This is a genomic window from Arcticibacterium sp. GJ41-1, assembly GCF_055808875.1.
This window is the reverse complement of sequence record NZ_CM147888.1, coordinates 1304805-1331485: the sequence shown is the minus strand read 5'-3', so window position 1 is coordinate 1331485 and position 26681 is coordinate 1304805. Positions and strand designations below refer to the sequence as shown.

Genomic DNA, 26681 nt, shown 5'->3' with positions numbered 1-26681 from the left:
AACTCCAAACTACGTGACAATTAAAATGGATGAGCTATAGCCAAATTAAAAATAAGATTATTTTGACGCCAAGATTTCTGATTCAAGCTAATTTTATCGAACACCCAAGGGTCGTCAAGCCATGGTTTTCTTATAGGAATAGCTATATCCCCACGCAAAACCACATACGTGAAGTCTAAGCGTAGGCCAATACCCATATCCGCCGCCAAATCTTTCACGAAATCTTTTGTAAACTTAGCCTTCTCACCATAGAAAGTATCGTCACGGTATGTCCAGATATTTCCCATATCTACAAAACCCGCTACCTCTATATAGCTAGAAAGTTTTTGACGTAATTCGGTATTCAATTCTAATTTGATGTCGCCTTGCGAATTAGCACCAAAAAGCTCCTGACTAATATCTGCTGGAGCTACCCTTCCTGGCCCAAGACTTCTCCCTCTAAAACCCCTCAAACCATTACTGCCACCAGAAAAATACTGTTTTGTTTGTGGCAGCATTATGGAGTTTTTATAAGGAATACCAAAACCTGTAAAAAGCCTATTGGCCCAGGTGGTTTTACCTATGGTTTTAAAATATTTCCCTTCAAAATCAAATTTCACAAATTGCTCATAAGACACTCCAAAAAGCTGTTGATAGCCACCTGTTCCTCTTTCTGGTTTTTTAGCAATTAAGGAAGCTCCATTACCTGAAATATCAAAGCCAAAATTAAATAAAACCTTATCCCTGCTGCTTTGAAGAGATTTTGGAGTGTAGTTGAGCTTATATTCTAAACCTAGTAAAAGCTTGCTTTCTATAATCTGAAAATACCTTTCTAAATCACTTAGGTTGTCACTATAATAAACTTCATTCAAAAACTCATCTGAAAAGTTACTGGCTTTGATTAAACTAAAATAAACAGGCGTAAGCGTGTGCTCATACTCCGAATTTTTTCTCCAGAAATAAGAAAAAGCTGCATTAGAACTGGCTAGTGTATAAAAATCTTTTCGTCTAAGAATCTCATACGAGATATTGATATTGGTTTTAGGCACACCAGAAGAAACCTTGGTTCTTTGTTTTATAAAAGGAATCAAAAAACGAGGAAAAGTCAGGTCGCCTGCTACACTTAATCTTCTATAATTATTCCCATATTCTATTTGCCCAAACTGTAAATCTATACCTCCGTTTACTTCAAATTTCAGAATCTCGGCTCCATGAAATATGTTTCTATTTTGCCATGAGATATTAGCCTCCGACCCATAAAGCCCATTACTCTTAGTTAAGCCACTTAACTGCCCTTTTAAAGATTTTTTCTTCAGTGGCGTTAAGAAATAATTGACATCTAAATACGTAGAATCGGCCGTTCTGTGAGGTTCGTACCTATTCCTTATGTATTGGAAATTTTTAAGATTAGAAAGCCTATTCAAACTAGCCTCTTGTTTTGACCTGCTATAAAGCTCGCCCGGTCTAAAAATTATTGACTCGGTAAATACCTTTGGCTTATAAGACTTATCATTTTCAGCTATCGCAAGTCCGCTTCTTTCTAGATTTTTGAACGTAGTTTTAACCTCTTTCTCTCCTTGTTTGGCAGAGCTAAGCACATTAATTTCTCTGATGTAATATTTATCTACCGCAGCATTACTATAATCTGGAGAGAGCATTGTTTTAATGGTCAGCAAATTTGCATTAAGGTTAGTATCCACCTCTAAAATAAACTGGCTGGGACTCATATAGAAATAGCCCTTTTCTTGTAATACATTACTCAGTCGCTGCCTTTCTGCTATAAGCTGGTCTAAATTATACGGTTTCCCTTCTTTTAGAACCGTTCCTTCTCCCAAAGCCTTAGCATCTTCCCCAAAAACTTGTAAACCTAAAGTATCTATGCTTACTTCTTTAATAAAGTACTGAGGAGCTAAACTTACTTCATATTCTACCTTGGTTTTGTATTTTTTTGTTACAGACTCAGAGGTAGCGGTACTTTTAAAGTATCCGTTATTTTCTGCCACGTTAACCAAGTTAGCTCGGTTAATTTTTGGATATCCTACCTCATAAAAAACTGGTTTTTGACCTACCTTGTTACGAAGAAAATTCCTGATTCCTTTTGGCTTTTTAGGCTCTCCAATATTATAATAAAGCCAGACTTTATATGGAAAACCCAGCACCATGCTATTGGTTCTTGGAGCAAGTACCTCCTCCATATCCACCACTAAATTATCCTTATTCTTTTTAGATGTTTCGCCCACCACCTTTACGCTACCTCCACCGTAAATGGTTTTTCCTTCTGGAAGCTTTTTTGACAAACTACATCCACTCAAGAAAAGTACTAGGGCAATATATAATCCTAAATTTTTCATTTACTCTCTTACCCCCTTTTTGAATAAATCCTTAACTTTTTCATACTCTGCCTGTAAAACAAAACTCACTCCGGTCTCTAATACAAAACCTTCCAAAACTGTTTGAAACTGACTAGTTCTATACACTTTTACGGCATATCGTCCGTCGGCGGTTATGTTGTAACCAATTTCAATATTATCTAAAATCTCCGCTGAGTTTTGGTCAATACCAGACCCGTTTTCCAATTCAAAGTTCTTTCCTACCGAGATTTTGACTCTATCATTTAGAAAGCTTTTCTTGAGACCAATATTAAGGTCTGTTCTGTATGCACTACTTCCTCCAGTACCAATTTGCTCTGAGTTTAAACCAAAATTTAAACCCACCGAACCTATGATATCGCCCGCTAAAGCATTGAGCTGCTCTGTCAATAATTTACTTACACTTTGCCTAGCAGACTGGCTTCCTAGCACTTCACCTAATCGAAAATCATCTGTATTAAACAAAAACTGATTTAATGTCAACAGCACAAAAACCTGCTGATTCATAATATTTGCATCTTTGCTTAAAAAGGATAAAACGTCATTACTTTCTAAGAGGGTTTTAGTGGTGCTTGATGCTTTATCAGACACCTCCATATCAAAACTTATAAGTGGATTTTCAATGGTTCCATCTATTTTCAAAATTACATCAAGTGGCACTTTACCTAGGTCTTTCAAGAGTATCCCAGCCTCCTCAAGTAATGGGTTAATATCTGGGTTTACCTGATAAACCGCTTTTAACTGTAACGAAGCTCTCATAGGGTCGCCAGACCAAATAATCACACTGCCAGGCTCTATCAAAAAGTTCTTTTTCAAGACCTCTACCAGCGTAGTATTATAAGAACCCGAAGTGATTTCATAAATACCAATACAGAAAATCTCCCCAGTAGGATAAATCCCAACCGTCAAGTTTGCGGAACCTTTAACGCTTAACTTGTCGCCAGTAAGCTCGTCTAATATGATGCTCAACTCCGCCTTTGGATCCGTTTCTATATCTAAAATAACTTCCGAATCTAAGCCCGTACCCTTTGCCAGTTTTGTGGTAGGTATTTCCAAAGTTTCAATTTCCTTATCGCTCGGTGGTGGCACAAAAGTAACTACGCCATTTGACTCCGCGGTTTCTACCTCGGTTGGCATAATAACGGTCACATTACTTTGCTCATTCACCCTTATTTTACCGTTCATACTCGGGCTAGCTCCTACTCCAGAAACGTTCAAGTTTGCATTAACATTTGCCTTCCCATAAAAGAGCTCATTACTTCCTCTTTCGGTATTTATTAAAAGGAAATTCTTAGTATCTAATTTTAAATCATAAGAAACCGCATCCAAATTTGACCAGTTCACCTTTCCATTCACAGCCATTTTTTGATTCAATGAATCTTTAACCACAAAATTCTCAAAACTGACATCGTTTCCTTTAAAATAGACTTGTTGGTCTTCAATTTTTAAAGGAATACCCAAATAGTAAGGTGTAACATTATAATCTACAAAAGACAGTTTTCCGTCTGCTAAAGGTTTATCAGCATTTCCAGATAATTTGACTTTTCCAGTTACAAAACCCTTTGATTTGGTCAACTGACCTCCGCTTAAACTTTCAATTAATCTCGCATCTACTTTTGTAATATTAGCTGTAAAGTCCACAGGAACGTCACCTGTTAAACCTACATTTCCTTTAAAATCAAGCTTGCTATCTTTCCCATCCAAACCACCACTAATGGCAGCGTGAGTAGCATTTACTTCTTCTATGTTAAGTGTCAAATCTCCTCCCGCTATACCACCTACCTCAAAACCCTTTACAGCTAAATCACCTTTGACATTGTAGTCTTCCATATAATCTACCACCACCACATCGCCATTTAGCTTACCTTTCACCCCTTCTGATTTATAACCAGCAAAATTGGCAAATGGATTAATAGCAATATCTAGCACGTTAGCATTAAGCTGCTTTTTGGTGGCGTTTATGGTTAGCATCTCATTATCTTTTGAAATGGTCAAGCCATTGATAAGAATGCCTTCATCACCGTAATAGATGGGTGTCTTACTTATTTTGTATTCCTTTTTATCAACGGTAAGGTCGTTTAAGGCAATTTTGTACAGCGGTCCTTCTGTTTCCATCCTCAAGGCTAAACCATGTCTCTTATCTTCAGAAAGGCTATCCTTTGATACAAAAATGGCGTCCAAAATGCTGTTAGAAAGCTTAAGGTCAAATTCATTTTTAGCCAATACAAAACTACCAGAACGTAAACTTTTCAATTTGGCATTTCCCTTCAATTCTTTACCATTTCCAGTCAATTCCAATTGAAAGTCTTTCAAAAGCATATCTCCATAAGTAAGATTCCCGAAGTTCATTTCCCCTTTTAACTTGTCTTCATTCAGTGTAGCATTAAGCCTAATGCTTCTGTCAAAAGCCAATTCAGGAACAAAAACCTGCCAAATAGGATGTTCCAATACCTCCGCTTTTAATTCAAAATCTCGCTTTCCAGAAATCTCCTGAAATTCCACGGAATCTGGCTTAAAATAACCATTAACCTCTGCCGCGAGAATGTCAGGCAATGCATAATAGTCAAACTCACCTTCTAAATTGACTTTCAAAAAGGGTGACTCTATTTTAGCAATGTGCTTATTTTTCTCATTTATAAAATCACCAGAAAGCTCCCCTACATTTAGAGTTCCTAAAGCCAGCTGCTTGACCTTAAAAGTACCAGCCAACTCCTCGGGCTTTAAAGAAGTCATGTTTAAATCAAAAACACCTTTTATGTCTTCTTCAAAATCAGACAGTCCTAAGGCTGCCAAATTCAACTTCGTTATAGAAACATTGCCATTTACGGGATATTCCTCTTTTCCTAAATCAACAGTAACCTCGGTAGTCAAACGAGCGTTTGGGTCTTCAGACGAACCCTTTAAATTTAAGAGACTATCTTCCATGGTAGCGTCAATCTCCAAACCCTGATAGGTATAGCCACTGTAAACAATCTTTTGAATCTCTCCTTTAGCTTCAATTGTCTGAAAGCTTGCGTCAGATTTGAGGTAAATATCTGTAGAAAGTAAACCGAGGTCTTGCTTCTCTTTGAAGAACTTATCTACCGCCAAATCTTCTGTATGAAGGTTTCCTTCATAAGACATTAATGTGGAGTCTCCCAAGTTTCTCACTACACCGTTTAGCTTTAAATCTCCCAAAGTACTGGTCACATCCGTGTCAATGTTTAAAACACCAGCATCTCCTTTTATTTTGCCTTTCAGGCTTAACCTTTCAGGAATATTATAGTCTGCCAACATCTCGGCGTCTGAAACTAATAGATTTACCAAGCCCGAATTAACCGTAAACTCTTGAATATTTAAATCGGCTTTCAGATAATCCAAATTATCTAATCGAGCTACACTTCCAGAAACACTAACCTTAGAATTTTGTAAGCCCTCCATCTTTAGCTCGTTTATCTGCAAGGCACTCATGCCGCCTTTAATGGCTGCTTTTATTTTTATTTTCTGGTTTCTTTCACTTGCCACTATTTGGTTAGAATCCAAGCTCGGACTTAGCAAAAGCATATCGCTAACAGCCAGAAAACTGTTATTAATTTTTAAATCAAGATTTACAGCGGGAAGGTTTTCTGTTAAATCATCAATGCTGTTATAAGTGACCTTTGTATCTGTTTTAATCTCGGAATATGGTGTTCTTAAATCAATGTTTTCAAGCGTAATTCCAGTATCAGAATATGTAACTTTTCCGCTTAAACGCTCTAAAGTAAGTTTTGACTTATCTCTAAATTGCACATCGTTTAAATTCACCTTGATGCCCGACTCTGTATATGACACTTCACCCAAGTCTATCTTGGTGCATTTAAAATCTAAGTGATTATAATCAAAGCCTCTGGCCAAACGTGGAGCGTTTTCGTCATCGTAAACCACATTGGTATTGTCTATCAAAAGTTCTCCTAATGAAATGTTCCAAGGTGTTGATGGTTCTTCGGTTTCTGTTGATGTAGATGTTGAAGAAAATGAACCTGCTCTAAAAGCTACCTGTACTTTAGAATCTATTAAGTTGACAAAATCAATTTTGACCAAGTTTTGGTTTAAGTCTAATTCATCAAGTTCTAATTCAAAGTTTTTGAAGATGATTTTATTATCTATTCCGAGGTCATCTCCTATCAACTTCCAAGCTACATTATTTACTCTTACCCCATTTAAATCTAGGTCAAGAGCACTGGAGGCTTCATCCACGGTACTGAGAGTTTTGCCTTTGAAAGTTTTCAAAACAGCATAACCGTCGTTTACATCAATATTATTAATATGGTATTTATTAGTGTTCAGGTCTATCTCGCTAAAGCTGACTCTAATGTCGTCCAGTTTTCCTTTAAAATTAACTCCTCCGTATTCGTCTTTATAAGCGAGGGATAATCGGTTAGCTTTTACCTGATTTAATGAAAAGAATGGTCCCGTTGTAGGCTCTTCTTCTACTTGATTTTCAACAACTGTGGTGTCTGATGCAAAAGCATCAATCAAAAATTGATAATTAAAGTCTTCATTAGGGGCATTTCTATAAACATTGACATTGGCATCTTCTATTAAAATTTGGTCTATATCTATAATACCTCTTACCAGAGCCCAAATAGAAATATCTACCCTAAATCTCTTGGTGCTAAGCAGTTCGTTTTGTTCTGTGTCTTCCACATAAACATCTGCCACGCTTATATAATCAGGAATTTCGTATCGGATGGCTCCTATACTAAATGGTGTGTCAATCTTGGATTTTAGAAACTTATTAACCTCCGTAGTTACTAGCTTTTGACCACTCTCTGTGCCCACATACCAAAACACGAAAAGCATCAGCGAAACGCTGATGCCTATTATCCAAGCCAATACTTTTAAAGCTTTGGTCATAAAACTATTTTACTTCAAACTCGTCGTCTGGCACATTATTGATTTTTATATCTGTTTTCACAGTTCTGGTTTTTCCTTGCTCTGTCATTACACTTTCAGAAGGATACCTAAGGCCGTTTTCTAATTTATCATAAGCTGTATGCTTATAAGTGATTTTATCACCATTTGAATACGTTAAATCTTCCTGAACTATCAAGTTGGTTTTTGTCGAGAAATAATAGTTTCTAGTTACATCATTGTTTGACAGTTCTACCTGAGTGGTATTTTCACCTCCAATGTTTTTAGGGCCTACCACTTTAGCTCGGTAGCCTTTGGCTTTATAGTTCATAAATGGCAAATACTTGTCATTCAATTCTACCTGTAACTTTGACTTCTCAAAATCGCTCAATTTTTGTGTTTGGAAAGAGTTACCTCTATTTAAACCGCCTGTAGGCACGTGAAGGTTAGCATTATTGCCATTCAACTCATAAAGGAAATTTCTTGATAATACCGTTCTAGAGCGAAGTACTTTGTTGTTTTTGACAGATACGGCTAAATTAGACTCATAAGGTACTTTTGCCTCCTCATCTGATTGATGAATGGAAAATGCCTCTATGCTATTGTAAACTTCCTCGCCACCTGTGGCTTTCACGTAATTGTCAAAAATGGCGTCTGCTGTCTGAGCAAAAGCCCCGAAAGACATTGCCATAAAACCTAAAATTATTAATGCTTGCTTTTTCATTGATTATGTTGATTTATTCTTTTCTAAACGAAATCTATTTTTACTTATTCCAGACCTGCAAAGTATTTTAGAATAACACTATTGACAAATCTATACTAAGATAACGTTGATTTTAGTCAAAAAGATCCTAAGAAACTGTTAATAGATCATATATATTTAGGCATGCAAAAACTTCTCCAAGAGATTTCCAATTGTCGTGTTTGTGAAAGTTTTTTATTGACAGGTTGTAGGCCTGTTATTCAAGCTAGTAAAAAGAGTAAAATAGCCATAATAGGCCAAGCACCAGGCCGTAAAGTACATGAAAGCGGTATTCCATGGGATGACAAAAGCGGCGGCAACCTAAGAGCATGGCTTGGAGTTTCTAAAGAAATATTTTACGACCCAGATATTTTCGCTCTTATTCCTATGGGGTTTTGTTATCCCGGAACAGGTAAAAGTGGGGATTTGCCACCACGTCCTGAGTGTGCTCCTCTCTGGCACCAAAAACTTTGGGATTTTATGCCAGATATTCAATTAAACTTACTTTTTGGGCAGTATGCCCAAAAACATTACTTAGGAAAAAGTACAAAGAAAACCCTGACAGAAACGGTTAAAAATTATGAGGCATATTTGCCAAAATTCTTGCCACTTCCACACCCTTCACCTAGGAATAATATTTGGATGAAAAAGAATGAGTGGTTTGCCGAAGAAATAATCCCAGAATTAAGAAAAGTAGTTACTGCTGTTCTTTAAACTCCCTCGCGATTTATCAAGAACTTGATGCTATTAAACTAAAGCCTCTGTGTACTTTTTAAAATTGTCTAAAATAGCTTGCCAACCCGCCTTTTGCATTTCAAAAGGATTTTCAGATTCAGGCTCGAAAAGCTCAACTACTTTAATCACATTATCTAACTGCATAAACTCTATCCTAACTTTTCTGCCGTCTTCTAAAGTATAGGCTATCAATTCTTTTTCTACCACAGCCGTATACACACCACCAAAGTCAAAACTAAAACTGCCATCTTTGGCAGCCATCGTATAAGTAAACTTCCCCGACACTTTAAGATCATTAGAAGCTGCAGGTGTATGCCAGTCGTCTGAGGCGTTATTCCAATTCATGATGTGTGAAGGCGTAGTCCAACTTTCCCAAACCTTTTCTAAAGAGGCACTTACTATGGTTTCTACTAAAATGGTGTCTTTATTCATCTTTCAAAGGATTAATTAACCTTCTAATTTAGATATTTCCCATAATTCCAGCACCAGTAACATCATAATTATCAACTTGCCAAAGCAGGCATATTATCCGCTCCCAAGGGCTTTTTATCTTTGAGCTCTACCCTAGTTTTTGGTAAACTTTCTGGATAATTATTTTGAATAAACGCAATCATTTTTTCACGAATGAGGACCCTTAAGTCCCATGCTGTTGGTGAGTTTTTGGCACTTACTAAAATCCTAATTTCTACTGAAAACTCTTTTGAATCTGTCACCTGAAGTACATTCACTTTTCTATCCCAAAGGTCAGTTCCTTCCAAAAGCTTAGTTAGTTCTGCCCGCAGGGCATCAAAAGGCACATTATAATCAGTATAAAGAAAGACCGTTCCGATAATGTCTGCCGAGTTTCTAGTCCAGTTTTGAAAAGGCTTATCTAAGAAATAAGTCGACGGCAAAACAAGTCGTCTTTTGTCCCAAATCCTGACAACTACATAGGTCAGGTTTATTTCTTCTATCCAGCCCCACTCTCCTTCCACCACCACGGCATCTTCAATTCTAAAGGGCTGAGTAATGGCTATTTGAATACCCGCCAATAGCGTTCCCATTATCTTTTGAGCTGATAAACCTAGAATAATACCAGCCACACCTGCCGAGGCAAACAAGCCAATTCCTAATTCTCTAATTTTATCAAAAGACAGAAGGATGAGACCTATCCCAAAAAGTATGACTATAAAATTGGCTATTTTTTCAAGCAGATTTATCTGCGTATAGACCTTACGAGATTCTAGATTATTTTCTTGATTCATGTCATATTGGCGAAGCAATAAAACCTTTAATCGAGCTATAAGCTCAATCACAAACCAAGTTCCTCCCACAATAATTAAGATATAGCTGTAGTCCTTAATGAAACTAAGAAGCTCACTCTCAAAACTAACAAACTTGTTTAAGAGAGGTTTAATAAAGATAGTTGCTAATGTGAACACAATACTGACGTAAAAGCTCTTTCTGTTTTTTCTCATAATTTTCTAATCTTATTAAATGGCTTTTGATAAAAGATTTACGACTAGAGCTATAAGCTAGTTTCCAGATTTATGTTTATCCGGACAATCCCTTCTTAAAACACAATCTCATCTTTAATATCTTATCACAAAGCATTCTTATCTATACATTACCTCCTTAACTTGTTTGCTAAAGCCCTTTTTAACAACTTTGATACTTTACTGACTCAACCATTATCAAATGAAATTCAAAAAATTAGCAATTGCTGTATTGGCCTTTACAGCATTCTCTTGTCAACAAGAAGAGCAAAAAAAGCCCAACATTCTGTTTATTATGTCGGACGACCACGCTTATCAGGCTATTTCTGCTTATGATAATACGCTGATAGAAACTCCGAACATTGACAGGATAGCGAACGAAGGCATGTTATTTACCAACGCCTGTGTCACTAACTCTATCTGTGCTCCTTCTAGAGCAGTAATTTTGACAGGAAAACACAGTCATTTGAATGGAAAAATTGACAATAACTTTCCTTTTGACACTACTCAAATGACCTTTCCGCAATTACTCCAAGAAAATGGTTACCAAACTGCCATGTTCGGGAAACTTCATTTTGGAAACAATCCTAAGGGTTTTGACGAATTTCAAATATTACCTGGTCAAGGGAGGTATTACAACCCAGAATTTATAACCAAGAAAGAAGGCAAAAAGACTATCACCGGTTATGTGACAGATATCATCACAGACTTGACTATAAACTGGCTGAGTAAAGAAAGAGATGCCGAAAAACCTTTCTTCATGGCTTATCTTCATAAGGCTCCACACAGAGAGTGGTTACCTGCAGAAAGACATTATAAAGAGTTTACAACGAAAACTTTTAAAGAGCCTGCTACGCTTTTTGACAATTATGAAGGTAGAGGTTCTGCCGCAAAAGAGGCTGAAATGAATTTACTTACACACATGAACTGGGCTGGTGATTCTAAAATTTATCCTGATGTAATGGACGAATTAGGAATAGCAGAAACGTCAACATGGGACAAAGGTGCTTTCAAAAGAGAAGTGGGTGCCATGAACGCAGAACAAAGAGCTGCTTGGGATAAAGTATACGGCCCAATGAATGAAAAATTCAAAAAGCTTTATCCAAATATGACACAGGCAGACAAAATGAAATGGAGATATCAACGATACATGCAGGATTATCTTGGTAGCATAGCTTCTGTGGATGAGGGTGTAGGTAAGGTTTTAGACTATCTGGAAGAAAGCGGACTGGCTGAAAACACGATAGTGATTTATACTTCTGACCAAGGTTTTTACTTAGGTGAGCATGGCTGGTTTGACAAGCGTTTTATTTACAACGAATCTTTCAAAACGCCTCTTTTAGTTAAATGGCCAAACGTTATTAAGCCAGGAACCACGAATACGCAGATGGTTCAAAACTTAGATTTTGCTCAAACCATTTTAGCTGCCGCTCAAATAGAAGCTCCATCTGACATGCAAGGCGAAAATCTGATTCCGCTATTTAAAGGAGAAACAGAGAACTTTAGAGAAGCCGTGTATTACCACTACTATGAATACCCTGCGGTACATATGGTAAAAAGGCATTACGGTATTGTGACGGAAGATTATAAGCTAATCCACTTCTATGATGATGTGGACGAATGGGAGCTTTACGACCGTAAAAAAGATCCACAAGAAATGAAAAGCGTGTTTGACGACCCTGCTTATGCAGAAACCCTAACAAAACTAAAGTCTGACCTAGCCGACCTAAGGGTAAAATATAAAGACTCTGAAGACCTAGATAAAAAATACATGGAAATGTATAAAAACAAAAACTTTATGCCTTCTGGGGGTGGGAAGTAGACCTGTTCTTTTTATTTAACAAAGGAAGGGCTTTGCCCTTCCTTTGTTGCGTTTAAGACTCTGGTAATTAACTCTTTGAAGTGGTTTTCAAAACCACACTTTACCCAAACATCTCTAAAACTTTCAAACCTAGGCTGAAACAATACAATCTAAAACAATTTTTAATCCCTTATCTTCATGGCACAATTCTCGCTTTCTGATAAGCACGTGCTAACTGATAAATAAATTTCGATGTTTTACTCTTTCATCATTCCGGTCTACAACCGTCCAGACGAAACACAAGAGCTTTTACAAAGTTTTGAAGCTTTGGAGACTGAAATCCCTTTTGAAATTGTCATCATTGAAGATGGCTCTACCAAATCGTCAAAAACGGTTGTAGAGCGTTATAAGGACAAACTGAACATCACTTACTTCTTTAAAGAAAATTCAGGCCCTGGAGATTCACGAAATTTTGGAATGCAGAATGCTAAGGGTGATTATTTTATCATTTTAGATAGTGACTGTATTGTACCGAAAGATTATCTAAACAAAGTTGACGCTAGTTTAAACGAAGACTATGTAGACTGCTTTGGTGGACCAGACGCTGCACATCAATCATTCACCAGCCTCCAAAAAGCCATTAATTTTTCTATGACTTCTTTTATCACCACGGGTGGTATTCGAGGTGGCAAAAAGAGTGTAGGGAAGTTTCAGCCAAGAAGTTTCAATATGGGGCTATCAAAACAAGCTTTTGAAGCTTCCAAAGGTTTCGGTAGCATTCACCCTGGCGAAGACCCAGATTTGTCTATTCGCCTTTGGAACTTAGGTTTTAAAACGAAGCTAATTTCAGAAGCGTGGGTATATCACAAACGACGAATTTCTTGGAAAAAATTCTATACGCAAGTGAATAAATTTGGAATGGTACGTCCCATTTTAAATAAATGGCATCCGTCAACTAAAAAGGTAACATATTGGTTTCCTTCGTTATTCTGCCTTGGTTTTATAGCCTCCATTATAGGCTGGCTTTTAGGCATCAAATGGATCTTATTTGGCTATATAGCTTACTTCTTAATTGCGTTTGTCTCAGCTTTAATTTCAAGCAAAAGCATAAATGTAGCTATACTGTCCATCATGGCCATTCTAGTGCAGTTTTGTGGCTACGGCTTTGGGTTTTTAAAATCTACTATTGCTATTGATTTATTAAAGAAAAACCCAGAGAAGCAGTTCCCTAAACTGTTCTTTAAATAATCGACTCTACTTTAAAGTGCAGCCTTAAACTTATCTAGCTCCACAAAGAGCTGCGTTTTTAGTTCCTCATTTGTTATTCCTTCACCTTCTTTAAAATTCTCATAAAAAGAGGGCAAAGAGAATTTTGTAACCAAATTCTTATTGGCGAAGCTATAGGCATCAAAAGCAATGTCGAGTACTCTCATCCCCCCTCTTGGCCCTGGTGAAGTAGCCAGTAAACAGAGCGGCTTATCATAGAAAAAACTTTTCTCTATTCTAGAAGCCCAATCATATATGTTTTTATATGCTGCTGAGTAAGCTCCATTATGCTCGGCAAAAGAAATTAGAATACCATCGGCACTCTTCAAGTGCTCTTTAAACTTAAAGGCCAAAGAATGAATCCCGTCTTCCTTTTCTCTATCGACACTAAAAATAGGCATCTCAAAATCATTGAGGTCTAAAACTTCTACCTCCCCACCTTCCATGGCATTCGCCGCATAAGTTGCCAAGGCTTTATTGATAGATGCTTTACTGCTGCTAGCCCCGAAAGCTACTATTCTTTTCATAAAATGCTTAGTTATCAGAAGGTTCTCCAGCTTTCACCCCATCATAGACCGACTTTATTGACGACATTTCTTTTATTAAAAAACTTTGAAGTGCCTCATTAAAAGCTGGTTTTTCTTCTTCAGGAAGTTGAGCATAATAGTCTTTCAACTCTTTATTTATTGCCGCCTTTTCTTCATGACTGGCAGCATTCATTGCCCTCACATGATATTTTTTAAAGTCAAATGCCATTTTATTTTTTAAGATCTAATTCTAAAGATTGATTAATAATAGCCTCTAATCTAATACCAAAATCTACTAAAGCTTTCACTTCCGCTACTCCGCTATGTCTTTCTTTGTCCATTATCAAAATACCACCTTCTCCATTGGATTCAATATGGTAATAACTATTACTTTCAAAAAACAAAATAAGTTCATCAGAGAAAAATCTTCTAATCCCCAATAAGTTTTCACCACGAAGTGTAAACCTTCTAGCAAAGTCTCTAAAGGTCTTAAACTTAATTTCTTTGTAACCTCCTAAGTAGTGCATACGCTCATAAAAGTCTCCTTTATCAAGCGTAAATGCAGGTATTCTATTTCTAGTATTAATATAAAGCATAGTAGCATGAAGTTGCTCTTCCAAGATAAACGCACCTTCGGAGTATTCTACATCAAACAGCTTAAAGACCTTACTCTTATCACTGGCTTTATTATAAAGGTGATCTACCTGTCTTGTTCTAAAATAATTAAAATGCCTCAAAAAGAACATGTGGTAATCATTTTCTGTGCTGAAATACCAACCCAAACTCTCGACAAAGCTTCCAATCTCCTTTTGACGCTTTGTTTGCACATCTGGAGCATTCACAAAAGGTACATATTTCAATGCCCTTCTTAATGCAAATGGATGGCTAGATTCGGCACTATGAAGGTCTAATCCTATAACCTCAAATTCTCCACCATTTTTGTCAAATGTTTGCTCATAATCCCACAGGTTTTCCATTACCGTATGGTCCACAAAATTACATTCCAACAAATCAACCACTACTCTTTCGCTTGGTTTGATACCATCTAGTACATTTTTAAGTCTAAAAAAGTTAAGGAAAGTGCTGAAGTATTTGACTGAAATATGTTGTTTCCCATCTTCTTCTAAATACTTTGTAACGTTGTTGTTTTTAATATTTGAAAAGAATAAGGTCATACTCCTAGTCAATATCATATGAACTAGGAAAGTAGTCAAAATACCAACCGCTATACCTATTATCAAACTGGTTAGAAGCGTAGTGATTAGAGTTACTAAAAATATTAGAACCTGCTCTTTTCCTATCTCACGTATTTTCTGAAGAATAGCGGGAGATGCCAGTTTATAACCGGTATAAACCAAAATAGCCGCCAATGCTGGGAATGGAATATTCTCTAACTGGTCTTTAAACAACCAAATGAACAATACTAAAAAGATAGCATGAAAGAAGTTTGCACTTCTATTAGTGGCATTATTATTAACATTTACCGAGCTTCGGGCTATTACGGTCACTACGTTCAAACCACCTAAAAAACCTGAAATAACAGTGGCTAAGCCAAGGGCTTTCAAATCCTTATTTACATTTGACTGTCTACGCCTCGGGTCAAGCTTATCTACCGCTTTAATAGAAAGCAATGATTCTATACTTGCTATTAATGTTATACTGACCACAGCCAACATAAAGTCTCCAGAAAGCACTTTTGAAAAGTCTGGTCTAGGAAAATTAGAGAACACATTATCAGGAATACTGACAAGATATTCGTCTGAAATAGGATTATCCATCCCTAGTTTATTGGCATAAAAATAAGCTATCCCTACAGATAAAAAGACAATCCACATGGGTGCCGGAATTAGCTGAAAATACTTATTTCTAACTCTAGAATAAAAAATCATAATTAACAAAGAACACACTCCAGCAATAGCCGCAGGGTGTCTTTCTGGAGTTCTAAAACACTCCATAATAGACTTAGGAATGGATGCTAAAAGTCCCAAAGGGGAACCAGATGCATCCAAATTACCTATCATAATATGAAACTGCTTTGCCAATATAATGATACCAATGGCCGCCAACATTCCCTGAATGGCAGAAGAAGGAAAGAAATTTGACAACTTCCCTAAATTCACAAAAGCTAAAAGTGTAATTAATGCTCCAGAAATAATAATAGCAGCAAGCGTGTAAAGATAGCCTTGATACATATCACCTTCTCCTAAAGTAGTAATGGCGGCTAAAACAGCTACCACCAAACCATTACCAGGACCAGTAATAGTTACATTAGAACCACCTAAAATAGAAACCAATACTCCACCGACTACCGCCGCAATTACACCTGAAATGGGTGGTGCTCCTGAAGCTAAAGCCAAGCCTAAGCCCAACGGCAAAGCAATAAGGGATACAACTAGGCCAGAAAAAATATTACTGGCTAAGTCTTCTCCAAAAACTTTTTTAAAAGACATAAATTATATTTAGTGGTTTCTTACACTTGGATACGTAAAAACACTTAGTCTCTCACAACCATTTTCCACCGACAGTGGTTTCCGTATTCTCCAAGAATCCTCAAAATATAAACCCCTTCCTTTAAATCCGAATTTATATTCATTTTTTGAGGCTTCCCTTTTTCTCCATAAAGCGAATTGGACACACTTTGCCCTTGCGAATTGAATACTTCTACACTTTCAAAAACTAAATTTTCAGTATACAAATCAATGCTTTGACTTGGCTTAACTGGATTAGGATAAGTTACACAAACAGGCTCGCCTTCCGCATTATTTACTACTACATTATCTTCCCCTTCCACTGGTGTGTCTGCTTCACAACTCTCTACTCTCACAATTATTTCCGTTAATGGACTTGTACAGCCATTCTCGTACTTTGTTTCAAAAAGATAGGTTCCTTGCTGAGCTTCATTAAGAACTACGCTTAATGTGTCTCCTAAGGCCGTATGAAGACTATCTGCAGTGTACCAAGAATAGTTTGAGACACCTTCAATATTTAAAATAGCAGTGCTATCATCTGTACAAAAAACAAACTCATTATTCATCAAGAAGACTGAATCCACTGGTAATACTTCTAATAGCAAGGTATCTTTTTCGCTGTAGCAGCCAGTTATTGAATCTTGATTAGCATAATAATATTCAAACACTCCCGTGCTGTCTGAAGGAATCATAGCGAGCAAAGAAGTATCATTCTGAGTTTCAAACCACACATAATTTAAAGAGTCCATAGCTGGCAATTCAATTTCCGAATATTGACAGATTTCTTCTGTCAGCTTTTCTGGTTTCTTAGGGCGTTCATCTAATCGGAAATTAAACTCATCCGTACTTCTAGCACATGTTCCACCATTCTCTGCTTCAAAAACCATCCTTATTCGGTAATCTGAATCAGTAAAGACACTGTCTTTCAATCCATAAAAACTTAATATCCTAGTGGAGTCAAGATTAAAAACAGTATCTAATGTAATCCAAGACCTTTCAGGCTGTACCTGAAGTTGATACTCATTAACCTTTCCTTGAATATTCAAACTATCTAGATTTACTCGCCAATTATCATCTGTACAGTAATACTGAGCATTAAGACTTCCTGTAATTTCATTGACCAATAAATACGCAGCATTTGAAGTTTCTACACCCGTGCTGTCACTCACTTTTACTCTAAACTGAGTTTTATGCGGATTATCTTCAGAACCAATTTTTGATACTAATAAAGTGCTTCCCGTTTCACCTTCAATTTCTCTAAACAAAGTATCACTTGGCAATTTCCTTTCCCAGAGATATTCTAGACTTCCTAAACCTTTTCCATTTGCCACAAATCGCACACTATTGCCATCGCAATCCGCTCTATCTTCTAGCTCCTTTTTAAAGCCTAGCGTTCCTTGAATAAAAGAGACTATTAGTGTTCTGTCGCTTTCGCAACCAAAATCATTTGATTGAGAAACATAATGCTTATACTCGTCAATTTCCGTATAAAATGGTTTCTCAATTTGAAATTTCTTACCAGTTCTTGAAGTAAACCAATGTAAGTTTTCGCCATTGGCGTCAAAAAGCAAGGTATCTCCCTCATTGACAAACTGCGGTGTAGTGCTGGCAGGAGCATCTGGCTTAGCATGTATAATGACTGTATATTTTGCCTTTGGGCTTTCACAGTTTTCGTCTGTAATTTCTGTAAACCACCAAGTAAAAACTCCTGCTTCATCAGAGCTTGGTTTTGGTGCTTTTTTGAAACCTATAGCTTCCTTATTTTCATGTGTGTACCATAGTTCATCATTTGGTTTTCCATTAAAAGAAAGTGTTTTCGTTGTTTTCCCTTGACAGTATTCTGCAGATAAATCTGGCGGCCTGTTTGGATATGAACCGACTTTGAGAATGGTTTGGTCGGTATTTTCAGTACACTGAAAGCCCCCAGTATTAAACACTAGGCTACATCTATACTTCCTATTATCATAAGTTTGGATGTTTTTGATAGTCATATTCGCTGTCTGCGAACCGGAAGTTCTAAAATCGTCCGAAATATCAATCCACTTGTCAATCACATCGTCTCTAATTTGCCATTGAAATGACATAATATCACCTGTAGTTCTCACAAAATCGTACAGTCTAAATTCAAAATCATTTCCAACACAAGCTTCTACATTTGGTATGGTACCATCAATAACATTAGCGTAAAGCACTCGCTCATATGTTTGAATATAGCTGAGCGAGTCGCTCATTCTACACCTATACTCCGATAATACAGGATTGTCATTATCTCCAACTGCCGAGACTCTTAGGTCAGCAGTAAGAGGAAACTTAATTCCTTCATCACCATCCTTCAGGTCTGTAAACTCCGTTTCTCCGGGACGCTTTCTTTGCCATTGATAAAAAATAGTCCCAGCACCTATCGCTTCTACAGAGAAATATACCGAATTCCCCTCGCAATCAAATTGGTCTGTTGGCTGATTAACTATTGTAAGAGGACTGTAAACGGCTGCGTTTATCTCAATCCTAGGACTTTCACAAGTGCTGTTTGATTGACTTACATAATAGGTATATTCTCCAATTTCCGATTCGGTAGGTGCCGCATATAAACTAGTATCAACGGTGGCCGAAGCATACCATGTCAAATTAGTACCAGCCGCAGAAAATGTTAGTATATCTGGCTGAATAGCACTTATTGGTGTGGTGTTTACCGGAGGTTCAAAACCAGGAATTGCATTAAGATTTGCGGTAGCTGTATAAGTTCCGCAGGCACTAGTACAGGTAGCTGTATAAGAAGCGGAACCTGTTATCTCAATGTTCCTCGAAACACCTTCTCCCCCATCAGACCATGTCAAAGTACCTCCGCAGCTAGACGCCGTAAGCAATACAGTATTACCGATACAAACGGTAGAATCTGAAATATTCAAAGCAACTTCTGAAGATGGTAAAACCTGAACTTCAAAAGCGTCGGAAGTAGCTTTATTACAATTGGTCAAATCACAATCATAAATTGCTCTATAGTAAACCGAAATAGTAGTGACCTCGGTGTTTTCTAAATCAGAAATAGTATTGGTCAATGCTGTACCAGGAATATCTTCCCAAAAAGATGAACCAGAGGCTGAAGACTTTAAGTTTCGCTGCCAAATGGTATTACACACGCCTGTACCGCCATTGACAGTAGCCGTGAGCGTGAAACTTTGATTTGAGCAAATACTGGTTTCTGTAGAGCTTACTATTACCGATGGGTCATCCACAATTTCGATGGTTGATATATTGGAATAAACCTCAGTACCACATTCATCTACCCCCTTTCTTCTGTAACAGGTAGTTTTTTGAATCGTTGAAGGATTAAAGGTCATGCCTGTTTCGTCAGGAATGGTTGTCCATATAGGGCTAAGGGCAGAACAGTCTTCTGACATTTCCCAAGAAATACTTAAAGCTCCTTTTCCTCCAACCGCATCATTTTCACTGCTAATAGTTGCTGGATTAAAACCTGCACAGTTTACGTCACTATAAATCCCGATACTCCCTGGAATTAATTCTGGGTAACCTTGAACATCGATGGTATTTGAAGTAGGGCTAGTACATGAATTTGCAGAGCAAGTAGCCGAATAAGTCACTAAGCTTGTAGGTTTCACTATTATTTGAGCAGTAGTTTCTGCATTACTCCATAATACATCACCTGAGCAGCCCGCAATACTTAATGTGACAGAATCACCAAAACAGATTTCTGATTTAGTTGCCATTATGGTAGGAGTCGCAATTCCGGGTCTTACTGTAATTTCCACAGAATCTTTCGCTGCCGTAGCACAAGCAGAAATAGAGCAAGTAGCCACCAAATATCCTGATGTAGTTGGACTTAAAACTCGAAGAGAATCTGAACTGGTGTCAAACCAAGTCAAATCACCATGACAGCCTTTGGCGGAAACATTGATACTTTCTCCCTCACAAATATCATTCTTATCAGAACTTACATTAACTACTATTTTAGGAGCAACCTGAACTTCAAAAGCATCTGAGGTGGCTTTATTACAATTAGTCAAATCACAATCATAAATAGCTCTAAAATAAACCGAGATAGTAGCTGCTCCGGTGTTTTCTAAATCAGAAATAGTATTTGTCAATGCTGTACCAGGAATGTCTTCCCAAAAAGATGAACCAGAGGCTGAAGACTTTAAGTTTCGCTGCCAAATAGTATTACATACACCTGTACCGCCATTAACAGTAGCCGTGAGCGTGAAACTTTGATTTGAGCAAATACTGGTTTCGGTAGAACTTACTGTTACCGATGGGTCATCCACAATTTGGATAGTTGATATATTGGAATTAACCTCCGCTCCGCACTCATCTACCACCTTTCTTCTATAACAGGTAGTTTTAGTTAGAGCTGTAGGGTTGAAAGTTTCACTGGAAGCACTTGGCACTATTGCCCATGTTGGGCTTACATCAGAACAGTTTTCTGACATTTCCCAAGAGATAGTTAAGGCCCCCTTTCCTCCCATAGGACTTGTTTCATTTGAAATAGTGGAAGGATTAAATCCAGCACAATTCACATCTGATGATTCTGAAATACTTCCTGCTAGCAATTCTGGATAAGATGTGATATCAATTGTATTAGAAACAGGACTAGTACAACCTAAATCAGAGCAGGTGGCAGAATATGTAACCGTACCAATAGACTTGGCAATAATTTCTGTAGTGTTCTCACCCGAACTCCAAAGAATGGTCCCTCCACATCCTGAAATGGACAAAGTAGCCGAGTCGCCAAAACAAACTTCTTTAATAGGAGCCGTTATAATAGGAGCTAAAATGCCTGGTTTTACAGTTACCGTTACATTATTTGATGCAGGGACGGAACAATTATTTAAATCACAAGTGGCCGTGTAAATTGTAGTTTCGGAAGGAGAAACTGAAATGTTTTCACCTTCCTGGGTGTCAGACCAAGTTACGGTTCCGTTACAGCCAGTTGCTGTTAAAGGAGTGCTTTCTCCTTCACATATTTCTATGGTTCCTGCAAGTGTAGTTTCTGTTACTTCCGTAACGTTTAGTGTGCCGCCATCAGAAGTTTCTAAGCAAGTTCCTCCTGTTTTTTCAAAGGTGATTTTGACACGGTACTGGTCAGCATCTTCCCCACCTGTCACGGCATTTATTTCATAGTTTGGTGAAGTTCCAGACTGAACCAACACAAAACTTCCTCCTGAAACTTTTCGTTGCCATTCATAATTTTGAATAGTCCCTACTGTAGCTGGCGGAATCCAGGTAACCAAATCGCCAGCACACACATCTTGACTTGCCAAGTTTTCCGTAAAATCGTTGACACTTAAAACTACTTCATCAGAAACAGTGCTACAGCTAGACGATGCAGCTGTTGCCCTGTAAGAAGTGCCGTGCGGGTTGGTAGCATTTCCTACATTAGTAAGTCTTAAATCAACGTCCGTTTCTCCTACAATTACAGTCCAATCTCCATCAGGTATTTTCTTTTCCCATGACATGGTATAAGCTGCATCTGTTATGGTTTCAAAAGTTACTGTATTACCATCGCAATTGATTTGACTAAGAGGTTGCGTAGTAAAAACGGGTGCCGCACCAGCAGTCATATTAAGCGAAGTGGTGGCCGAACAGCCTTTATTATCTTGTAAGGTAATTTGATAGGCTTTCGCCGTTAGGTTGTTAAAAATATTGCCTGTTTGAAAAGAACCGTCATCTAACTTAAACTGATAGGGTACATTACCCGTTTTCGGAGCTAAAGAAAAACTTCCGTCTCCTTCTCCAGGGCAACTTTCTGGTGTTATTGTTTCTACAATAGCAGGAGTATCATAAACCGAAATACTAACTGGCGTTCTTTCTGTTTCACAAGTGGTCAGGCCATCTGTTTGCTGTACAGCAGCATAATATGTTTTGGCCGAAAGTATGTTGGAAATATTATAAATGGCAGAGTTGTTCAAACTCGCATTCCCTGTTGGTGATGCATACCATTTATAGTCAGTACCAGCTGTATTTGTAGTAGCACTAAAAGTAGCATTGCTACCCGGACAAACCGTATATGGTAGCACCAAACCAGAACCCGAAACCGTAGGACCTTGACTAGCAGATGACAGTACAGAAGTAATTGCCGCTGTTTTGGTAACATCACAATAGCCCGAAGTTACCTTGACGTAATAGTCTCCTGCACCAGAACCCGTATAGGTCTCATTAGTTTCACCATCAATATCAACATTACCTTTCCCCCATTGATAGGTGTAATTTCCATCTCCGTTTTGACCAGCAATAGTAAACAGTACCGTTTTGTTAATTTCGCCATGAGCACAAACCGCTGATGTACTTGTTGATAAATTTGCCGTTACGGCATCAGTAACTTTTACTTTTATTATTGCTCTATCACTTTCGCAGGAGTTCGCATCGGTTTGAGAAACATAATAATTTACCGTTCCTGATGCAGATGTGCTTGGGGTCGGTGCTACAGAGGATGCTGTCCCTCCCGTTTGGCTGTTGCCATACCAGTTTAATTGATTGCTTCCGCTTGCCGTAGCAGTTAATGCACTTGGTGTACTATTTAAACAGTAACCAGTATCTACCACAGTGGGTGCAAGCGGTAAAGCATAAACCGTCAAAGTGGCTTCTGCAGAAAGGCTGTCGCCACAGTCGCCCTGAACCAAACAAGTTATTTTAGCTCCATTGTCTGAGACAGAAACATCTGTTAAACTCAGCGTATTTGAATTAGTGCCAACATTATTTCCGTCCTTTTTCCATTGATATGTTAATGTACCTGAGCCAGTAGCTGTTATTGAAAAACTGACATCCGAGCCTTCACAAACTGTTTCACTTACAGGCTGAGTGGAAATTTTAGTTTTGGGTTTTACCGTCAAAGCTACAGCTGAAGAATTCACAAAACCGCAAGTAGCCGTTACTTTACAATAATAAGAACCTCCATTTGAAAGAGCGGCATTGCTAATTTGGTTGCTGGCACTTTCTGCTCCTGAAATCAAATTAGTCTCAAAATACCATTGGTATGTTACAGTTCCTTCGCCCTCACCAACTACAGAAAATGTATGAGATTCTCCTTCACATATTTCAGCCACCATTGGCTGGGTAGTGATACTGGTAGCTTTTTGAATGTAAAGATTGATAGGAATCACCTCTGATAGACATTCCGTTGCTGAGTTTTCTAAAACTAAGTTAAAGGTATAGTTACCGTTTTCAGCAGTAGAAGGTAATGCAATGATTAAGGCTGTGGCGGTAATAGCCGCGTCTGAAATAGCTACAAAGTCAGGCATAGTACCAGAAGATAAGGTCAAAGAAAACTTATCTGCTCCTGCCGAGAGGTTAGTATAAGGAATTTCAAAAGTGCTAACACCTGGGCAAACTGGAGCAATAGTACCTAAAGTTAAAGTAGGTAATAGATTAACCGTGGCCAAAACCGAGTCTGGTCCTGATTTACAATTATTGGCATCTGTATAGCTTACATAATAAAATGCACTTGAACTCAAACTTGGTGTCACAAAAGTTTTTCCTGTTCCAAGTACAGCACCATCAGCCGTGGCTGACCAATTCCAGTCTGTTCGCGAGTCTGTCACTTCTAGGTTTACCACGCCACTTCCACAAACTGAATCTGCCGCAATAGCCGTTGGGCCTACTGGTTTTGGGTTTGTGGTGTAATAGTTACTTCTATCTCTAGAATAAGCACAAGTTCCTGCGAGCAGAGAACCATTTGACTGCATTAGGCTATTGGTAAATTGTAGCGTCACCTCTACTCCTGTTAAACTTACAGGTACTTTATTGACATTAAAACTCGAGGCAGACACTTCTTCAAATTCACTACCTGAAAAGTTTGAGGTTCCGTCATTCGCTGTCCATTGATAAGAGTCAATAGTTCCATTTACTCCACTTGCATTTAATGAAAAATTGGCAAAGCCATCTTCACAGAATTCCGTGGAGCTAGTAGGCTGAATGGTACTTGTGCTGTTTATAGAAATTGTTCCAGCATTGGAAGTGTTTTCACAGCCATTTGCATCGGTTACTTTACACCTAAATGAATCATTTTCTTCTGCTGAATTGGCACCATCTATCCAGAGTGCCGAAGTATTCTCATTTTTTATTTTTGATGCGAAGCCCGAAGTAGAAAAGGCTGCTCCATTATTAGACCGCTCCCATTCATAGGTATTTCCTGCCACCTCGTCCACGTAGAAGTAAACATCTTCACCAGAACATTGAACTTGATTTTGGGGCTGAATAGTAAAAGTTGGTCGTTGAGCAAACACTTGAAAATCGTCTGAATTAGTAGTTCCGTTAGCATTGGTAAAAGTTACGCGTAGCGTTAACTCTTGTGTAACATTGGCCAAATTAATGGTAATAGCACCCGCAGTTGCGTCTCCAGTATATCCTCCAAAATCTGAATATGTATTTAATACGGTATTTTTGGTTTGAAGTTGATAAGTATTGGCATTGGTAACATTCGCCTTAATTTCAGCATCTGTTCCGTAGCACACAAAACCTCCATTTAAGTATGGCTGAGTAGTAATATTTGGAGGAGATTGAGCTAAAAGTGTGGCATAAAACAAAGAACAAATTACAGTCAAAAAAGCAAGTTTCATATGTAGACAAATAAGGTTTCGTCTACAATATAACACACATCACCCTTTACATCAGCATCTTAATGAAAAAATCCAGCCGAAAAGCACGACTGGATTTTGAATTAACCCTGAACTCGATTCTAATAACTAATGTCTTTTGTAATAATTAAAATTGCTCTTTTTCTCTTTAATGAAGAGCGTTTTGCCTAAATAGCCTAGTAAGGCAGGAATGATGAAAATTAGCAGCATGCGAACTAAGGTAAAAATCAACTCTGATGCACTCATGTCTTTATAGTTTAGATTCAAAAACTAAATTTCCTAACTATAACGAAACAAGACCAGGGTATTATTACCCTATTTGTGACCGTAAAATAAAAAACATGGTAGCTCTTGCATTTCAAACTTAAATTACTGAACTTTAGAGAAGTACAGTTTATAAAGTTGGTGAGCATTTTATGCTCACAATTAATGGTTTGAAAGAATAACCCGATTCATATGAGTCGGGTTATCTTTTTTCAAAGATCAACCATACACTATTACACCATGTACCTCTTTAGCCAAGCCTCCGGTAAATTAAATCAGGTTAAATGTGACTTATTTGACTTTACTCAATCTAAAGAGAAAGATCAGCACTCTACCTAAACTACTGATTTACAATAATTAACTACGACTACTTATTAATTACTCAAAACAAAAAGAGATATGGAAAATCAACTTCAAGAATTCATGAATTCAAATTTCGGTTCACAGCTATCAGGAATGATAGGGCCTGGGCTATTAAGGGCATTATCTGCTATGCTTATCTTTTTTATTACCTGGATAGTAGCCAAATTCATCTCAGGACTGGTTACTAAAATTGCTAAGAAAGCACCTTTTGACGAAAGAATGGCTGAAAAAGGAAATACAAAACCATCAAAACTCATTGGTAAACTAGTGCATTACCTCCTTTTAATAATGGGCTCACTTATAGCCTTGGAGATACTAGGCGTTAGCAACGTTTTAGAGCCATTAAAAGACATGCTTTCAAAATTCATGCAGTCTGTTCCTAACATTATCGGTGCAGGAGTTATTGGTGTTATAGGCTATTATTTAGCCCAATTTGTTTCAGAACTAGTTTCTATGGGAGGTGATTTTATAAACAAATACTCCTCAAAACTAAATCTAGGTAATCTAGACTTAGGTAATATCTTAAAAAAGATTGTTTTTGTAATTGTCTTTGTTCCAATATTAATGGTGGCTTTAGACTACCTTAAAATGGATGTCATCACAGACCCAGCCAAAGTACTTTTCACTAATTTACTAAGTGCTATACCCAAAATAATACTAGCTGTTGTTATAATGGCAGTTTTTTACATAGTTGGAAAATACGTAGTTCAACTTTTAGAAGGTATCCTTGAAAACATCGGTATCAACGAATACGCATCAAAATATAACTTAGACTCTATCACTGGAGACAAAAAGCTTAGTTCTCTTATAGGAAACGTGGCTACTTTTATGATTCTGCTTATTGGGGCTACCACCGCAGCTGGTGAATTAGATTTTGAGGCACTTACCACTATTTTAAATGAGGTTTTAGTTTTAGCTTCTAAAGTTCTATTTGGACTTATCATCCTTCTGCTAGGGAACTTCTTAGCCAATACGGCATACAAATTCCTTAATAAATCTGATGAAAATACATTGATTGCTAATATTGCGAAATATGTTATTCTATCGTTGTTTATTGCCATATCATTGCGTCAAATGGGCATTGCTAATGAAATTATTGAGCTCGCTTTCGGACTTACACTTGGAGCTATTGCCGTAGCTTTTGCTCTAATGTTTGGCTTAGGTGGTAGAGAAGCTGCGGGCGAACAGGTTCGTGAATTCTTTAAGAAATTCAAAAAATAAAGCATAATTGC

General features: G+C 37.6%; 14 protein-coding genes. 4 read left to right on the top strand and 10 right to left on the bottom strand.

What is annotated here, in order from left to right; genetic code table 11:
• Positions 1–20: 20 nt before the first annotated feature.
• Genes tamL through AC0L6O_RS05310 form a run of 3 tightly spaced genes read right to left on the bottom strand, consistent with a single transcriptional unit; the run spans position 21 to position 7944 of the window.
• Positions 21–2330 carry a translocation and assembly module lipoprotein TamL gene (gene tamL, locus AC0L6O_RS05320; RefSeq protein WP_473306864.1) on the bottom strand — a complete coding sequence of 770 codons (2310 nt, stop codon included), beginning with the start codon at positions 2328–2330 and terminating at the stop codon, positions 21–23.
• A complete protein-coding gene (locus AC0L6O_RS05315; RefSeq protein ID WP_473306862.1) occupies positions 2331–7223 on the bottom strand; it encodes a translocation/assembly module TamB domain-containing protein in 4893 nt (1630 codons plus the stop codon). It abuts the gene before it with no gap.
• A 4-nt stretch (positions 7224–7227) separates the two neighbouring features.
• Complete coding sequence (locus tag AC0L6O_RS05310) at positions 7228–7944, bottom strand: hypothetical protein (RefSeq protein ID WP_473306861.1); 717 nt, start codon at positions 7942–7944, stop codon at positions 7228–7230.
• 162 nt (positions 7945–8106) lie between these two features.
• Here AC0L6O_RS05310 and AC0L6O_RS05305 point away from each other — a divergent pair, with 162 nt between their 5' ends.
• Complete coding sequence (locus tag AC0L6O_RS05305; RefSeq protein WP_473306860.1) at positions 8107–8676, top strand: uracil-DNA glycosylase family protein; 570 nt, start codon at positions 8107–8109, stop codon at positions 8674–8676.
• 33 nt (positions 8677–8709) lie between these two features.
• Here AC0L6O_RS05305 and AC0L6O_RS05300 read toward each other — a convergent pair whose 3' ends face one another.
• Both AC0L6O_RS05300 and AC0L6O_RS05295 read right to left on the bottom strand, forming a co-directional pair.
• Entirely contained in the window at positions 8710–9129 is a 420-nt protein-coding gene (locus AC0L6O_RS05300) for an SRPBCC family protein (protein ID WP_473306858.1), read from the bottom strand.
• Positions 9130–9200: 71 nt separating this feature from the next.
• Complete coding sequence (locus AC0L6O_RS05295) at positions 9201–10154, bottom strand: mechanosensitive ion channel family protein (protein ID WP_473306857.1); 954 nt, start codon at positions 10152–10154, stop codon at positions 9201–9203.
• 220 nt (positions 10155–10374) lie between these two features.
• Between AC0L6O_RS05295 and AC0L6O_RS05290 the strand changes: the two genes are divergently transcribed.
• Positions 10375–11994 carry a sulfatase family protein gene (locus AC0L6O_RS05290; RefSeq protein ID WP_473306856.1) on the top strand — a complete coding sequence of 540 codons (1620 nt, stop codon included), beginning with the start codon at positions 10375–10377 and terminating at the stop codon, positions 11992–11994.
• A 231-nt stretch (positions 11995–12225) separates the two neighbouring features.
• Positions 12226–13221 (top strand): glycosyltransferase family 2 protein, encoded by a 996-nt coding sequence (locus AC0L6O_RS05285; protein ID WP_473306855.1) that lies wholly within the window; start codon positions 12226–12228, stop codon positions 13219–13221.
• Between the two features lie 11 nt (positions 13222–13232).
• Here AC0L6O_RS05285 and AC0L6O_RS05280 read toward each other — a convergent pair whose 3' ends face one another.
• The 5 genes from AC0L6O_RS05280 to AC0L6O_RS05260 all read right to left on the bottom strand — a co-directional run bounded on the left by AC0L6O_RS05280 (position 13233) and on the right by AC0L6O_RS05260 (position 25068).
• On the bottom strand, positions 13233–13766 hold the full coding sequence (locus tag AC0L6O_RS05280; protein WP_473306854.1) for an NADPH-dependent FMN reductase: 534 nt from the start codon (positions 13764–13766) through the stop codon (positions 13233–13235).
• A gap of 7 nt (positions 13767–13773) precedes the next feature.
• Positions 13774–13995, bottom strand: coding sequence for a hypothetical protein (locus AC0L6O_RS05275; protein WP_473306853.1), 222 nt, complete (start codon positions 13993–13995; stop codon positions 13774–13776).
• A gap of 1 nt (position 13996) precedes the next feature.
• Positions 13997–16216 carry a SulP family inorganic anion transporter gene (locus AC0L6O_RS05270; RefSeq protein ID WP_473306852.1) on the bottom strand — a complete coding sequence of 740 codons (2220 nt, stop codon included), beginning with the start codon at positions 16214–16216 and terminating at the stop codon, positions 13997–13999.
• A 44-nt stretch (positions 16217–16260) separates the two neighbouring features.
• A complete protein-coding gene (locus AC0L6O_RS05265) occupies positions 16261–24804 on the bottom strand; it encodes an Ig-like domain-containing protein (protein WP_473306851.1) in 8544 nt (2847 codons plus the stop codon).
• Between the two features lie 126 nt (positions 24805–24930).
• Positions 24931–25068: a hypothetical protein gene (locus AC0L6O_RS05260; protein ID WP_473306850.1), complete on the bottom strand. Its 138-nt coding sequence runs from the start codon at positions 25066–25068 to the stop codon at positions 24931–24933.
• 417 nt (positions 25069–25485) lie between these two features.
• Between AC0L6O_RS05260 and AC0L6O_RS05255 the strand changes: the two genes are divergently transcribed.
• Positions 25486–26670 (top strand): mechanosensitive ion channel, encoded by a 1185-nt coding sequence (locus AC0L6O_RS05255; protein WP_473306848.1) that lies wholly within the window; start codon positions 25486–25488, stop codon positions 26668–26670.
• Positions 26671–26681 lie beyond the last annotated feature (11 nt).

Coding starts and splice junctions, on each gene's coding strand:
- tamL (WP_473306864.1), bottom strand. CDS start 2,330: ATGAAAAATTTAGGATTATATATTGCCCTAGTACTTTTCTTGAGTGGA.
- AC0L6O_RS05315 (WP_473306862.1), bottom strand. CDS start 7,223: ATGACCAAAGCTTTAAAAGTATTGGCTTGGATAATAGGCATCAGCGTT.
- AC0L6O_RS05310 (WP_473306861.1), bottom strand. CDS start 7,944: ATGAAAAAGCAAGCATTAATAATTTTAGGTTTTATGGCAATGTCTTTC.
- AC0L6O_RS05305 (WP_473306860.1), top strand. CDS start 8,107: ATGCAAAAACTTCTCCAAGAGATTTCCAATTGTCGTGTTTGTGAAAGT.
- AC0L6O_RS05300 (WP_473306858.1), bottom strand. CDS start 9,129: ATGAATAAAGACACCATTTTAGTAGAAACCATAGTAAGTGCCTCTTTA.
- AC0L6O_RS05295 (WP_473306857.1), bottom strand. CDS start 10,154: ATGAGAAAAAACAGAAAGAGCTTTTACGTCAGTATTGTGTTCACATTA.
- AC0L6O_RS05290 (WP_473306856.1), top strand. CDS start 10,375: ATGAAATTCAAAAAATTAGCAATTGCTGTATTGGCCTTTACAGCATTC.
- AC0L6O_RS05285 (WP_473306855.1), top strand. CDS start 12,226: ATGTTTTACTCTTTCATCATTCCGGTCTACAACCGTCCAGACGAAACA.
- AC0L6O_RS05280 (WP_473306854.1), bottom strand. CDS start 13,766: ATGAAAAGAATAGTAGCTTTCGGGGCTAGCAGCAGTAAAGCATCTATC.
- AC0L6O_RS05275 (WP_473306853.1), bottom strand. CDS start 13,995: ATGGCATTTGACTTTAAAAAATATCATGTGAGGGCAATGAATGCTGCC.
- AC0L6O_RS05270 (WP_473306852.1), bottom strand. CDS start 16,216: ATGTCTTTTAAAAAAGTTTTTGGAGAAGACTTAGCCAGTAATATTTTT.
- AC0L6O_RS05265 (WP_473306851.1), bottom strand. CDS start 24,804: ATGAAACTTGCTTTTTTGACTGTAATTTGTTCTTTGTTTTATGCCACA.
- AC0L6O_RS05260 (WP_473306850.1), bottom strand. CDS start 25,068: ATGAGTGCATCAGAGTTGATTTTTACCTTAGTTCGCATGCTGCTAATT.
- AC0L6O_RS05255 (WP_473306848.1), top strand. CDS start 25,486: ATGGAAAATCAACTTCAAGAATTCATGAATTCAAATTTCGGTTCACAG.